Source organism: Paenibacillus soyae (assembly GCF_024623455.1).
In the GTDB taxonomy this organism is placed as follows: Bacteria; Bacillota; Bacilli; order Paenibacillales; family Paenibacillaceae; genus Pristimantibacillus; species Pristimantibacillus soyae.
In genome coordinates, this window is the sequence record NZ_JANIPJ010000027.1 from 26,353 (window position 1) to 40,867 (window position 14,515).

11 protein-coding genes are annotated in these 14,515 nt (G+C 54.7%); 7 read left to right on the top strand and 4 right to left on the bottom strand.

Annotation, left to right across the window (positions count from 1 at the left end; all coding sequences use genetic code 11):
* Positions 1 to 17: 17 nt before the first annotated feature.
* Genes NQZ67_RS26520 through NQZ67_RS26530 form a run of 3 tightly spaced genes read right to left on the bottom strand, consistent with a single transcriptional unit; the run spans position 18 to position 3,001 of the window.
* Positions 18 to 233 (bottom strand): hypothetical protein, encoded by a 216-nt coding sequence (locus tag NQZ67_RS26520; protein WP_257451938.1) that lies wholly within the window; start codon positions 231 to 233, stop codon positions 18 to 20.
* A gap of 9 nt (positions 234 to 242) precedes the next feature.
* Positions 243 to 1,472: a Ger(x)C family spore germination protein gene (locus NQZ67_RS26525; protein ID WP_257451941.1), complete on the bottom strand. Its 1,230-nt coding sequence runs from the start codon at positions 1,470 to 1,472 to the stop codon at positions 243 to 245.
* Positions 1,469 to 3,001, bottom strand: coding sequence for a spore germination protein (locus NQZ67_RS26530; protein WP_257451943.1), 1,533 nt, complete (start codon positions 2,999 to 3,001; stop codon positions 1,469 to 1,471). The genes NQZ67_RS26525 and NQZ67_RS26530 overlap by 4 nt, the downstream gene beginning before the upstream one ends.
* A gap of 635 nt (positions 3,002 to 3,636) precedes the next feature.
* Here NQZ67_RS26530 and NQZ67_RS26535 point away from each other — a divergent pair.
* The 5 genes from NQZ67_RS26535 (at position 3,637) to NQZ67_RS26555 (ending at position 9,345) form a co-directional block, all read left to right on the top strand.
* Entirely contained in the window at positions 3,637 to 5,328 is a 1,692-nt protein-coding gene (locus tag NQZ67_RS26535; RefSeq protein WP_257451945.1) for a peptide ABC transporter substrate-binding protein, read from the top strand.
* A gap of 125 nt (positions 5,329 to 5,453) precedes the next feature.
* Complete coding sequence (locus NQZ67_RS26540) at positions 5,454 to 6,386, top strand: ABC transporter permease (RefSeq protein ID WP_257452023.1); 933 nt, start codon at positions 5,454 to 5,456, stop codon at positions 6,384 to 6,386.
* 3 nt (positions 6,387 to 6,389) lie between these two features.
* Positions 6,390 to 7,349, top strand: a complete 960-nt coding sequence (locus NQZ67_RS26545) for an ABC transporter permease (protein WP_306813080.1) — start codon at positions 6,390 to 6,392, stop codon at positions 7,347 to 7,349.
* Between the two features lie 35 nt (positions 7,350 to 7,384).
* Positions 7,385 to 8,389, top strand: coding sequence for an ABC transporter ATP-binding protein (locus NQZ67_RS26550; protein ID WP_257451947.1), 1,005 nt, complete (start codon positions 7,385 to 7,387; stop codon positions 8,387 to 8,389).
* A complete protein-coding gene (locus NQZ67_RS26555; protein WP_257451949.1) occupies positions 8,389 to 9,345 on the top strand; it encodes an ABC transporter ATP-binding protein in 957 nt (318 codons plus the stop codon). Before NQZ67_RS26550 ends, NQZ67_RS26555 begins: the two co-directional genes overlap by 1 nt.
* A gap of 518 nt (positions 9,346 to 9,863) precedes the next feature.
* Here NQZ67_RS26555 and NQZ67_RS26560 read toward each other — a convergent pair.
* A complete protein-coding gene (locus NQZ67_RS26560; RefSeq protein ID WP_257451951.1) occupies positions 9,864 to 12,065 on the bottom strand; it encodes an Ig-like domain-containing protein in 2,202 nt (733 codons plus the stop codon).
* A 262-nt stretch (positions 12,066 to 12,327) separates the two neighbouring features.
* On the opposite strand from NQZ67_RS26560, the gene NQZ67_RS26565 reads away from it, so the two are divergent.
* A complete protein-coding gene (locus tag NQZ67_RS26565) occupies positions 12,328 to 13,404 on the top strand; it encodes a D-alanine--D-alanine ligase family protein (RefSeq protein ID WP_257451954.1) in 1,077 nt (358 codons plus the stop codon).
* 4 nt (positions 13,405 to 13,408) lie between these two features.
* The gene (alr, locus tag NQZ67_RS26570; RefSeq protein ID WP_257451956.1) at positions 13,409 to 14,515 is read left to right on the top strand and encodes an alanine racemase; all 1,107 of its coding nucleotides are present in this window, start codon (positions 13,409 to 13,411) and stop codon (positions 14,513 to 14,515) included.

The window sequence follows — 14,515 nt, forward strand, 5'->3', positions numbered from 1 at the left end:
ACGGGGCCTCCTCTTTATTAAGCCTGCCAAGGGACAAGCGCTTGAAGCAGCTCGGCCATGGACGGGATCCGGAAGTTATAGATCGCCAAGATGCCGAGGACGATAGCCAGCGCCAGGATTGCGCCTTGGGCCGCCAGCACCTTGAATTGTTTGCGCCGGATCGCATCCGCCGCTTGGAAGGCGACGGATGCTACCGCTAACGCGACGAATGCCAGGCTGTATAACAAATTCATAATCCGCCGTCACCTGCGTTCATCGACCCGGATCGAATCGTGAATCAATCCGGCCCGCTTGATCTGTGCTCTAACCTCGAGCTCTACTTTCATTCTTCGAAACTCTCCTTCTCTCCACGAAGCCCTGAGCTGCTTCCACTCTTTCGGATACTTTTTGTAGATCGTGGTTCCGAACTGGAACACGTCGCTCTGCCATTCTTCCTTGGCCTTCTTCAAAGCGTGGTTCATTTCATCCATAATCGTGTTCTCAAGCTGCTCGTTTAACTGATCCATTCGATCCGGATTCAGCTCAAAGCCATCGCATGCGATCTCCCGAATTTCGGCTTCTATATCGACCACCACTTTCATAGAGATGCCGTCCGCCGTTTTCTTGGGAATGCGGCTCGACCGGGCGTTCGTAATTTCCAAGCTGATGCCGTTCCCGTTCCCTTCCGGGCAGCTCATCTTGGTCGACCCGGTCTTCACCTGGCCCACAATCCATAGCACGCCGCGGGTTTCGACCCGGTCGAGGAAGCCGGCCAGCCTGCCTTCTTTGAATGCGGCAGAACCGGTTATATTCAGTGAAGGCGTTTTTGTGCCGTCCTCCGAGATGCTGCTGCCGCGGTCTGCGGTCGAGCTGATCTCGCCGGTAATGTGGTCGATGCCGCTGCTGGAGATGGACGACGCGAAATGGCTGATATCCTGCACGATGGTCGTAGCGGTATGCTTCGAGTATTTAATAATCCCATGAATTTCCGCCCCCAGGCTTCCTTCTAGATGCGGCTTGGTCTTAACGATGTCCACCGCTTTGCCTTTGGTCACTAGAACATCGATATTTTTGCGGAACTGTTGTTCCCGCATCAGAATGTCGAGAATGGTGACCGAATGTTCGTCGGCGGCTTTGCGGCCGAGAACGATCGCTTGCAGATGAGACCAATACATTCGCTTGGATAATGTGCTGGACAGCTTCTGCATCGCTTGAAACATCGTATCTCCCACGGCCTCCGCGACAACGTAGGAGGGGTTATCTCCGCCGCCCGAGAAGCCGGAGCCAAGTCCCCCCTGCGAGATGTTGCTGGGCCGTATGACAAGGGCCGACACTTGAAATTCGCCATGCTCGTTCTGATCAATGCCAAGCACGGTTATGATGGCCAAATCATTGATCTCCGTCGTGCTCCAGCAGCCCGCGAGCGGCAAGACGAGCAGCAGGCTGATTGCCGCGGCGACGGCGCCGCGCAGTCGATTCGCCAGCCTGCTCATCCGGGTCCCTCCGTCTCCGGATCGGGCGGGTGGGGGATCGGCGTCCGCGACCGGCGCCGATTCCGAATTCCAGATTCCGGGTTGCGCATGTCCATCCTCCACCAAGGCGCGCGGTAGAACACGTCTTTCCAAGCGTCTTTGTGCGCCGGCGATATAGGCGACAAGTACGGCACGCCGAACGATCGCAGACTGCACAAGTGAGCCAGGATGAACATGAGGCCCAGAATAATGCCCATGAACCCGAATAGTCCCGCCAAGATAAGCATGGGAAAGCTGGTGTAGCGGGCGACCTGAATGAAGCCGTAGTTGGGCAGAATAAAGGTTGTCAAGGCGGTCACCGCCACGACGATAACCATCAGCGCCCCGACCAAGCCGGCCTGCACGGCGGCTTGGCCGATAACGAGCGTACCGACGATCGTGACGGCGTTGCCGATCGCCTTCGGCATGCGCAGCCCGGCTTCGCGCACCAGCTCGAATGTCAGCTGCATGAAGAACGCTTCGACGAGCACGGGGTAAGGAAGATCCTCCCGATAACCAGCAATCCGGATGAGCAGCGGCGTCTGCAGCAAATCCTGATGAATGGTCGTAATCGCGACGTAGAAGGCCGGCAGGAAGGTCGCGATCAGCAGTCCGAGCGCCCGGATCCAGCGAATGATGGAGGCGGGCATCGCACCATCGTAATAATCCTCGTTCGAGTGGAGAAACTCGACGAACACGCTGGGCGCTGTGAGCACGAAGGGCGTGCCGTCCGTAACGATGGCCACCTTGCCCTCAAGCAGCGACGCGCAGATGCGGTCCGGTCTCTCCGCTGCGGCCATCGTCGGGAAGGGAGAAAGCGGCGCGTCCTGAATGAGCTGCTCTATGTAATTGCTCTCCAGAATGCCGTCGATTTCGATGCGGGACAGACGTTTTCGGACTTCCTCGACGATGCCTTCGTTTGCAATATTTTTCAAATAAACAATAGCTATTTCCGTGCGAGTCTGCTTGCCAAGCGTAATGTATTCCACCTTCAAGTCCGGGCTCTTGATCCGGCGGCGGATGAGCATCAAATTCTTCGAGATCAGCTCGACGAAGCCGTCTCTTGGCCCCCGTACGACTTGGTCCGTAACGGGCTCGTCGATGCTCCTGCCTTCGGCATCCGAGGTGGGGAGCAGGAAGGCTTGCCGCAGCTCTTCGAACAGAAGCACGGTTTTACCCGACAGGATGGGATCAACTAGAGAGTCTACGCCATCCTCGTCCAGGGACGTGCCGCCTGCTAGCTTTGCTTTCAGCAGGTCCATCTTGTTGTGCTCCTGCCTGGACTCGTCCGATTCATTCGGCTGCATCCATGCAAGATCGGTAAGCGACTGCTCTATATTCGTTAGCGCGGTCTGGTTAATCATTTCGTGCAAATAAATGAGACGGCCTTCAAGGCCGAGTATCCGAATCGAGCGAGTGACCAGATCCTCGGTGGACGAGAACAGGTCAAGCAGCTCTTTTCCGGGAGCATCGTGTGGGGCAGCATCCTTTCGATTCCGCGTCTCCGGCATGTGCGAACCTCCCGTTTAACCGAGTTTGCATGCAGGATAGCATTCCCATGAATAAATGGTTTATGTATCGAAAACGTAAGAAGGTAATTTCGCTGAAATTTAATTCCAGAAATTATTCATTATTTTTATTTGTAAAAATATTACAGTACTGTAACGACTCAGCTTTTTGTTTTTCGTGAGAAAGGAGTATAGTGGAGATTGCCAAGCGGTGTGAAATGACCCCTGCGAGTTCGTGGGGAGAAGGGGTTGCGCCGTTAATGCATCGCATATCCGCATTAATACACATTCGCCATAATGCTAGCAAGCATCACCACAAACCCGCATTAATGCTTATACGCAGTAGTGCTTGTCTGTTTTAATACATAACCCTATCAAAGCGATAAAGCCGTGCGAATTTTCAAGCGTGTATAAGGCTGCTCATAAAATTTTTAGCAATAGGAAATAGTAAAAACAATGAAGCAGAGCCATTTAGACATTGTTTTTGTTGACAATTGTTCAAATGAAGTTGTATATTGTTTTACGTCGAATAAATATTAAAACCATGTTAAATAATCTTACATTCATGGTTTATAACAGCTCCGCCTCATTACTTATGGTTTTAACAAAAATTATATAGAAAGTGGGAGTTGATGTTGGTGAAAGGAAATTTCAAAAAGCCTGTACACCTGATGCTCGTACTCGTACTTGCATTCAGCATGCTGCTAGCGGCTTGCACAGGTAACAACAACAAGCAAGATCCTGCGAACAACGCAGGAAACGAAGGAACAAACGCGACAGACGCACCGAAAGAGCCGCAAGAGTTCCGTTTCACGCTTGCAAGCGAACCGCCTAGCTTGGACCCAGCCCTGATGACGGATGCTCAATCCTCCATCGTTGCAGCTGGTCTGTACGAAGGCCTGACTCGTCTGAACACAAAAGGCGAGCCTGAGAACGCTCTTGCAGAATCGATTACAGCTTCCGAAGACGGCAAAACATATACAATCAAGCTTCGTCAAGACGCAAAGTGGAGCAACGGTGACCCTGTTACCGCTAACGACTTTGAATTTGCTTGGAAACGCGCTCTGAACCCAGAGACGGCATCCGAGTACGCTTACATGCTGTTCTACCTGGCGAACGGCGAGAAATATAACTCCGGCAAAGGCTCGGCTGACGAAGTAGGCGTTAAGGCTTCCGACGAGTACACGCTGGAAGTAACGCTGAATTCTCCAGCTCCTTACTTCACAAGCCTTCTGTCGCACTACACGTACCTGCCGGTTCACCAAGCAACGGTAGAAGCTGCTGCTGACTGGGCTGCAGAAGCAAGCACAATCGTATCCAACGGTCCTTTCAAACTGACCGAGTGGGCTCATGCGGACAAGCTTGTTCTTGAGAAGAACGCTGATTACTACAACGCTGATGCGATCAACTTCGACAAAGTAACGATTTCCTTGGTTGAAGACGAGAACACGGTTTACCAATTGTATGAAACAGACAAGATCGACTGGATCGGCGCGCAAGCTGGCTCCGTACCTTCCGACCTTGTACAACAGCTCGTATCCGAGAAGAAAGCTGAAATCACAGCTGTTGCTTCCGTATACTACTACCTGTTCAACAACAACAAAGAACCTTTCAACAACGTAAAAGTTCGTAAAGCATTCTCGATGGCTCTTGACCGTCAATCCCTGATCGACAACGTGGCGCAAGCGAACCAACAACCGGCATTCGGTCTGGTGCCGCCGTCCATCACGGGTCCAGAAGGCAAAATGTTCCGTGAAGTTTACCCAGATACTGGTTACTTCTCCGAGAACGTAGAAGAAGCGAAGAAGCTTCTTGCCGAAGGTCTTGCGGAGCTTGGCCTGTCCTCGTTCCCTGCTGACGTAACACTGCTCTACAACACAAGCGAAGGCCACAAAGCACTGGCTGAAGCGGCTGTTGACATGTGGCGCAAAAACCTTGGCGTCGAAGTGAAACTGGCGAACCAAGAGTGGGGCACATTCCTTGAAACAAGAAAAGCTGGCGGATTTGATATCGCACGTTCCGGTTGGGGCGCAGACATCAACCACCCGATCAACTTCACGTACGACCTGATTCACTCGAAATCCGGCAACAACGACGGCAAATACAACAACCCTGCGGTAGACAAACTGCTTGACGACTCCCTTGTCGCTGCAACTCCGGAAGAAAGCCAACAGAAGATGGCTGAAGCGGAAAAAATCGCGGTTTCCGAAGATATGGGCGTATTGCCGACTTACTACTACACAACTGTAACGATGCTGAAACCAGGCTTCGAAGGCGTTGTGTCCGACTACGCAGGTCACCTGGACTGGGTACACGGCAGCAAAAAGTAGGTCACTCAACCTTGTCCATTCATAACGGCTAACTTAGAGTAACTTATTCCAGAAGGGTATATATAGTCTCCCTATATATACCCTTTTGAAATGTTAAAAAGATTGTGAGAGAGTGGGTGATCGAAATGCTCCGTTTCATCTTAGGCAAATTGGTATTCATGGTGGTGTCGCTGTTTTTGCTTATTACCGCGACGTTCATGCTGATGAACGCGATTCCGGGCAGCCCGCTGCAATCGGAGAAAGCACCGAATCCAGCCGTTCAGAAAAACTTGGAAGCGTATTACGGCCTGGACAAGCCGTTAATTGTCCAATACGGGAAGTACCTGGCGAATCTCGCCAAAGGCGACATGGGTATTTCCATGAAGAAGAAGTTCCAATCCGTTGACAAAATGATTAAGCAATCGTTCGGCCCATCCCTGAGACTCGGCATTTCCGCCATTATTACGTCGGTCTTGGTCGGATGTATTTTAGGTATTTTGGCTGCTATGTACCACCGTAAATTTATTGATAATCTGGCCATGATTTTGGCTGTTATAGGACTAGCGATACCGAGTATCGTGCTCGCTCCCATTATGCAGTACTTCTTAGGCACGAAGTTAAGATGGTTTGAGGTAGCCGGTTTGAACGGTCCGATGGACTATGTATTGCCTACAATCGCTCTCGCTTCCGGTCCGATTGCTTTTATCGCAAGACTTTTGAGATCGACCATGATTGAAGTATTGAACGCTGACTTTATTAAAACTGCCAAATCCAAAGGGCTTTCCGGTTACGTGATCGTCGTGAAGCATGCGCTGCGCAACTCGATGCTTCCAGTCGTTACGTATTTGGGTTACTTGACCGCCGGCATTATTACGGGTTCGGTTGTCGTGGAGAAGATCTTCGCGATTCCGGGCATCGGGAAGCACTTTGTTACGAGTGTCATAGATCGCGATTATCCGCTTATTATGGGGATTACCATTTTCTACGCTGTTATTCTGATGCTAAGCCGTTTCTTGGCGGACGTCGCCTACGTGCTGGTGGATCCGCGCATGCGTGCCGGCGGAAAGGTGGCGAAATAACTTATGTCCGACTTCAATTTAAATATTCCTTCGACGGAGCGCTCCGATAAGCTGTCTCCCGAGATGTTCGAGAAGCTGGAGAGGGACGAGGTTCGCGTCGACGAAGTCGGCCGCAAAAGCTTGACGGCTTGGCAGGATATCCGCCAAAGACTGGTAAGCAACAAGCTGGCGATGTTCGGCTTCTGGATTATCGTCGCAATGGTCCTGCTTGCCATATTCGCGCCGATTTTCTGGCCGTTCGATCACTTCACGAACGATCTGGAGAATAAGAACATGCCTCCTGACGCGACGCATTGGTTCGGCACGGACGATCTGGGCCGCGACATGTTCGAGCGCGTATGGAAAGGCGCCCAAGTATCCTTGTTCGTCGGCATAGTCGCCGCATTGATCGACTTGATCATCGGCATCATCTACGGCGGCATTATGGGTTATTTCGGCGGCAAAGTCGACGAAGTAATGAACCGTTTCTCTGAAATTTTGGCCGCGATTCCTTACCTGCTCATCGTTATCCTGCTGCTGGTCGTCATGGAGCCGAGCATAACGACGATAATCGTCGCGATGTCGATTACCGGATGGATCAATATGGCTTGGATCGTGCGCGGTCAGATCATGCAGCTGAAGAATCAGGAATACGCGCTTGCTTCGAAATCTCTGGGCGCCGGCGCGATGCGCATTATTTTCCGACATCTTATACCGAATGCTATGGGTCCGATTCTCGTTACCCTGACGCTTACCATTCCGAACGCGATCTTCACGGAAGCGTTCCTGAGCTTCCTGGGTCTCGGCGTTCAATCGCCGGTCGCATCGTGGGGAACGATGATCGACGACGGCGCGGGCGCGATGATGAGCGGTTATACATGGCGCCTGTTCTTCCCTGCGCTATTCCTAAGCTTAACCATCTTTGCCTTTAACGTCTTCGGAGACGGTCTGCGCGACGCATTCGATCCGAAGCTGAAAAAATAACAACACAGCTTTAGCTGAGAGGAGGTCACTCTAGGATGAAGAAGACCTTACTGGAAGTCAAAAACCTGAGCGTTTCTTTCGATATATACGCCGGCGAAGTCCAGGCGATCCGCGACATTTCCTTCGACGTGAAGGAAGGGGAAGCCGTCGCGATCGTCGGGGAATCCGGCTCGGGCAAGAGCGTTACCGCCCAATCCATTATGAGATTGAACCCTTCTCCGCCGAGCCGCATTAAGAGCGGCTCCATCAAGTTCGACGGCCAAGAGCTGCTGAGCTTGTCGGAGAAGGAAATGCAATCCGTGCGCGGCAACAAAATCGGCATGATCTTCCAAGATCCTATGACATCATTAAATCCTACGTTGACCGTGGGCGCGCAAATTATGGAAGGCCTCATTAAGCATCAGAACGTAAGCAAATCCGAAGCGAGATCAAGAGCGATCGAGATGCTGAACTTGGTCGGTATTCCGAATCCGGAATCCCGCATCAAGCAATACCCGCATCAATTCTCGGGCGGTATGCGCCAGCGCGTCATGATCGCCATCGCGCTTGCGTGCAATCCTTCGCTGCTGATCGCCGACGAGCCGACGACGGCTCTCGACGTGACGATTCAGGCGCAGATCATGCGCGTAATGAAGGACCTGCAGCAGAAGATGGGCACGTCCATTATTCTAATCACGCATGACCTCGGCGTCGTTGCCGACGTCTGCGACCGCGTTATCGTAATGTACGCCGGCCGTATCGTCGAGACCGGCACGAAGTGGGAGATCTTCCAGAACCCGCAGCATCCGTACACGCGCGGCTTGCTCCGCTCCCTGCCTCGTCTGGACCAGAGGAAAGACGAGCCGCTTATCCCGATTCCGGGCACGCCGCCGGACCTCATCAAGCCGCCTGCGGGCTGCAGCTTCTGCGCGCGCTGCGACGAAGCGATGAAGGTGTGCGTGGACAACGACCCGAATCTGCATCATATTAAGGGCAGCGAATCGCATGCGGCGGCTTGCTGGATGCTGCATCCTTACGCGAAACGGGAGGTGCCGGTATAATGAGCTCTCCACTCGTTCAAGTCAATGATCTGCGCAAGTTCTTCAACTTGGGCAAAGGCAATATTCTGAAAGCCGTGAACGATATCTCGTTCAACATCGCGCGCGGCGAGACCGTAGGCGTCGTCGGCGAGTCCGGCTGCGGCAAGTCGACTGCAGGACGCACGATTCTTCGCCTGTACGAGCCGACAAGCGGCGGCGTGACGTTCGACGGCAAGGACATCTACAAGCTGAAGGGCGCCGAGATGAAGGCGCTGCGCCGCAACATGCAGATGATCTTCCAGGATCCGTACGCGTCGCTTAACCCTCGTATGACGGTAACCGATATTATCGGCGAAGCCTTGGATATTCATAACCTGGCAGGCAGCCGCGCCGAGCGTAAACGCAGGGTCGAGGATCTGCTGGATCTCGTCAACCTGAATCCGGAGCATGCGCTGCGTTATCCGCATGAGTTCTCCGGCGGTCAGCGTCAGCGGATCGGCATCGCCCGCGCTTTGGCGGTCGATCCGAAGTTCATCATCGCCGATGAACCGATCTCCGCTCTCGACGTGTCCATCCAGGCGCAGGTCGTGAACCTGATGCAGGATCTGCAGCGCAAGATGGGGCTGACTTACCTGTTCATTGCGCATGACCTGTCCATGGTTAAGCATATTTCCGACCGCGTGGCGGTTATGTACCTCGGCAAGATCGTCGAGCTCGCGGAAAGCAGCGAGCTGTACGACAACCCGCGCCATCCGTACACCCGCGCGCTTCTGTCCGCGATTCCGATTCCGGATCCGCAGGTCGAAGCGGAACGCGAGCGCATCGTGCTGAAGGGCGACCTTCCGAGCCCGATCAACCCGCCGAGCGGCTGCCAGTTCCACACGCGCTGCCCGATCGCGACGGACAAATGCAAGACCGACGCGCCGAAGCTGCTCGACGTGGGCAAAGGCCACTTCGCGGCTTGCCATTACGCATAATCGAAAGACGAGGACGGAGTTCAATCCGCCTCGTCTTTTTTTTGTTGGGTGACGCGTGCTTGAGGTGCTTTGTTTGCATGCGGCGGGCATGGGAATGTGTTGCTAGTTTGTCTCTTGTTGTGCCGCGCGCAGCACCAGTAACGATCTGACGTGTCGCTAAAGCGTCTCATGTTGTGTCGTGCGCACCAGTAATGATCTGACGTGTTGCTATTTCGCCTCATGTAGTGCCGCGCACACCAGTAACGATCTGACGTGTTGCTATTTCGCCTCATGTAGTACCGCGCGCACCAGTAACGATCTGACGTGTCGCTAAAGCGCCTCATGTTGTGCCGTGCGCACCAGTAGCGATCCGACGTGTCGCTATCCCGCCTCATGTTGTGCTACGCGCACCAGTAACGTCTGTTGTGTCGTTATTTCGCCTTATTCCGTGCGTGCTTGAATCAACCAACTAAAACAGCCCTGCTCCGCAACGTTCGATCGTTGCGGGCAGGGCTGTTTGATTTGTTTCGTGTTGCTCGTTACTTCACCGTGATCCGAATGGAGGCGGTTTTGCCGCCGAAGGCTGCTTTAATTGTAGCGCTGCCTTTGCGGACCGCCGTAATCTTACCGTCCTTGACGGTAGCGACCGACGTGTTGGAAGAACTCCAAACGGCGCCTTCCGTCGCATCCACCGGGCTGCCCGTGTAATAAACGGCCTGCACCGTGACGGTAAACGTGCCGCCTGCCGCCAGCTGCGCGGACTTGCTGGAGAGCTGCAGCGCCTTCAGCTTCGGCGTCACGGTAACGGGGACCTCCACCGTTTTCCCTTGATAGATGCCCGTCACTTTCGTCGTGCCTACTTCAAGCGCTTTGACGGCAGAGGAGCCGCTGATTGTCGCGATTTCCTCGTTCCCTACGACCCAGTTCATCTTGGTGCCGACGGATACCTTCTTGCCGCTCTTGTAGTAGCCGGTGACCTTGATCGACTTGGAGCGTCCCGGATTGAGCTCGAGCTTCGCCGGCTCGACGACGAGCTTGACGATCTCTTCTTCGATTTTGACGCGAACGGAGACGGTTTTGTTCAAGTAAGAGCCCGTCAGGGTAACGGTGGATGTCTCCAGCCCTTTCATCGTTTTCTCCATTAGCACGATGTTATCCGAGGTCGTGGTCCATTCGATTGCTTCCGAAATATCGGCTTCCTCCCCGTCTTCATAGACGACCGTTACCTTAGGAAGATCGGATGCTTTTCCCAAAATAATGCTTACATCCTTGGCTTCCGCCAATAGCTTGATCGGCTTCAAATGAACGACCAGGTCCACTTCGACCTTCATGCCCTGCAGGGTGCCCGTGAAGGTTGTCTCGCCAAGCTTCTTGGCCGTCCAGACGCCGTCTTCAAGCTCGGCGATTTCGTCATCCGAAACCGTCCACTTCACGAGCTTCGAGACGTCGACGCTGGAGCCGTCGAAGGTAGTTCCCGTAATTTTCGGCAGCTCGCCTTCAATTCCTTTGAACCCGTCGATCGTCGTTTTTTCGGCTTTCAGCTTGGTGATGCTCGGATACACCGTCACATCGATGCTGCGGCTGACGCCCCGGTACGACACCGTGATTTTCGTTGTGCCGATCGCCTTCGGCGTTACTTTGCCTTGCGCGACCGTAGCCACGGTAACGTCCGAAGATGTCCAGTCGCCGGCAGCCGTAATGTCTGACGAAACATTCGAATTGCTCAGCACCTCGGCTTTGATCTGAAGAGGCGCGTCCTGCAATTGCATGTGATAAGCCTTCTCCGGAGCAATCTTGATGGACTGGTATGGCGTCCGTACGACGACGGTCAGCGTGTCGGTCACTCCCAGATGGGATACCGTAACCGTCGTCTTGCCGGCGCCGACCGCGGTGATGACGCCTTTGCTGACGGTCAGAACCTTCGTGTTAGCGCTTGTCCATTTGGCTTCGTTCGTCACGTCGAGCGTTCCGCCCGATTTGGGCGCGGCGGCTGCTTTCAGCGCGAATTCGTCGCCGCCTACTTCAAGCTCGAGCAGATCGTTTGCTGGTTCCGGGCTGATCTCGATGGACTTGTAAGGCGAAGACACCGTCAGCTTGATTGAATCGGACTTGCCTTTGTACTTCGCCGTAATGGTAGCCGTGCCTGCGCCGACCAGCGTGATGCGGCCTTCGTCGACGGTGGCGACGGACGAGCTGGAGGTGCTCCATGCTGCGACGTCGCTAATATTCTGGCCGTCTCCGTCGAGCGTGAAGACAAGCGATTGACCGAGCAGCACATCGCTTAAGGCCGCGGGAGCGGACTGGCTGTTCTGCATGATGGTGACTTGGTCATACACGAAATCCGAAGCGGCCTTGATGGATAAGGTAAAACCTTTATAAGTAGCGGTAATCGTGGCCGTTCCTTTGCCAACCCCGCTTAACGTGCCTTTGTCGACTTTGACGATAGAGCTGTTGGATGATTTCCATGCGGCGTCCGCCGTTACGTCTTTTTTGGAAGCCGAGCCCGATATAGACGCGAGCACGGAGAGCTTGACGCTGCCATCCTCCACATACATCTCGAGCGACGACGTGCCGGTATTGTAATCCGATTCCGCATAGCTCCATTCGATGCCGGTCACGGTATCCTCTGCCGCATACGCGCCTCCGGCCAGACTGCCCATGACTAGCGTCAATGTGAGCGCGGCTGCAAGCCACCTGCGGGCCAACTTGAACGACAGAATTCTATTGCTGTTTCCTTTCAATACGTCCCTTCCCTTTCCTTGGAAAAAGTTTCTTCCTTTCATTAATAACGGCATTTTCGTGGAAAAAATGAACAGCAGCCGCCAAAAGAATTGAGCTATGTGAACATAAAGAAGAAGCCGATGGCCGGCTTCCGCCCTTATGGAAAACTTCAGGGATCCTCAGAATGATTTAAGCTTTTATTATGTTTTGCTTACAAGCCTCTTAACGAATAGGGAGTATCTTTAGTTGCAGATAGCCAATTCGAGCGTGGAGGAATGCTTTATGAAAATAAATTTGTACGTTCTGTACGGCGGCAAATCGGTGGAACACGAAGTGTCTCTTCGCACGGCCCTCACCGTGCTCCGAGCCGTCGACCGCCGGAAATTCGACGTGTATCCGATTTACATTACGCAAGACGGCCTATGGTGCGGAACGGGCGTTCAAGAGCTGCCTCCGGGTTCGATGGAAGAGCTGGTGCTCGTTCCGGAGGAGAACACCGTGCCGCATTCGATCGGCGCCGCTCTTCTGAAGCTATTTCTAGTCGAAGGGAAGAAGGTTGCCCTGCCTCTGCTGCATGGCTCGAACGGCGAAGACGGAACGGTGCAGGGCTTCATGGAGCTGCTGAATATCGCCTACGTGGGCAACGGGGTGCTCTCTTCCGCGCTGACGCTGGACAAAGCCGTCACCAAGCAGCTGATAGAGCAAGCCGGCATCCGGCAAACGGAGCACGTCAGCTTCCGCATCCATGAGTGGCGGGAGAAGAACGGCCTCCTTCTGGAGGAGATGATGAGCCGAATCGGCTTCCCTTGCTACGTGAAGCCGGCGTCGCTCGGCTCCAGCATCGGCATCAGCCGCTGCGAAGACTTGGCCCGGCTGCTCGCGGGCATCGAGACGGCGTTCCGTTACGACGACAAGCTCGTCGTGGAGAAGGAAGTCGCCGGCAGGGAGATTCAAGTGGCCGTCATGGGCAACGAGCGTCCGCTCGCTTCCTTCCCGGGCGAGTTCATTCACCGGAGCCGCTTCTTCGACTTCGAGTCGAAGTATGAGGACAAGGAGCTTGTGATGTCCGTGCCGGCGGAGCTGCCTCCGGGCGTCTCTGATCGAATTCGGCGGAATGCGGTTGACGCCTACCAGGCGCTCTGCTGCTCGGGCCTCGCGCGAGTCGACTTTTTCCTCGATGGCGAGGGGGAGCTTTATTTGAATGAGATCAACGCATTGCCAGGGTTTACGGCGACGAGCATGTATCCCGTCATGTGGGAACGCACGAACGGAACGACGTATGCCGAGCTGATCGAGAAGCTGATCGATTACGCCTTTACCCGCCATGCGGATAAGCAGGGCATTCAATATACGAGGTGAGGACATGCACAGGGATACGGTAGCGGAAGTAAGCATTGGCGCGATTCGGGATAACGTCGCGCGGATAAAGCGCGCTTTGCCGGCTCGCGTGAAGCTGATGGCCGTCGTCAAAGCGGACGGATACGGTCACGGGGCTGCCGTGGCGGCCGCGGCGGCCGAGCGGGCGGGCGCCGACTTGCTCGCCGTCGCTTATTTGGACGAGGCGCTTCAGCTGAGAGCGAAGGGGACCCTGCTTCCTATTCTTATTCTGACTCCGATCCATCCCGCCGAGGTGATGTTTGCCTTGGAGCATGACCTCATGATTACCGTCGCAAGCGCGGATTGGTTCCGGCGCATGGCTCCCTACCGCCACTCCTCCTGCAGGAAGAAGCTGAAGGTGCATGTCAAAGCCGATACCGGCCTTGGGCGAATCGGCCTGAGAACCCGGGAGGAGTGGGACGAGCTTGCGCCGTGGCTGAGCGCGGAGGATGTGGAGGTCGACGGCTTCTATACCCATTTCGCGACGGCTTCAAGGGAGGACACAAGGTTTCTGCGGCAGCAAGCGGACACGTTCCTGGCGATGAAGACGTGGGTCGCCGAGTCCGGAATCGCCGTCCGGCATTATCACTGCGCGGGCAGCGCCGCGGCGCTGAGGTTCCCCGAGCTTGCCATGGACATGGTCCGCATCGGAGCCGCCATGTTCGGCTTTTATCCGGAGGAGCTCGTGCGAGACGTGTCGCTTCGTCCCGCGCTGAGCCTTCGAAGCCGTCTGATTCAGGTCAAGCTTCTGCGCAGGGGAGAGTGTCTCGGCTACGACAATTCTTACGTTGCGGAGGAAGACCAATGGATCGGCACCGTGCCGATCGGCTATGCGGACGGCTGGTCGCAGAGCTTGCGGCATTCGGAAATGCTGGTGAACGGGATCAGGGTGCAGGTGGTAGGAAAAATTTGCATGGACCAGCTCATGGTGCGCCTGCCCGGTCGCTGCGAGCCGGGGGACGAGGTGGTGCTGATCGGCAGACAGGGGGAGGAACGGATTACGTTCAAGGAGCTTGCGGCCTGCGTGGGCAGCGTGCCTCAGGAAATCTCGACCGGGCTTTCGGAACGGGTCGAACGCATTTATACGGAATAG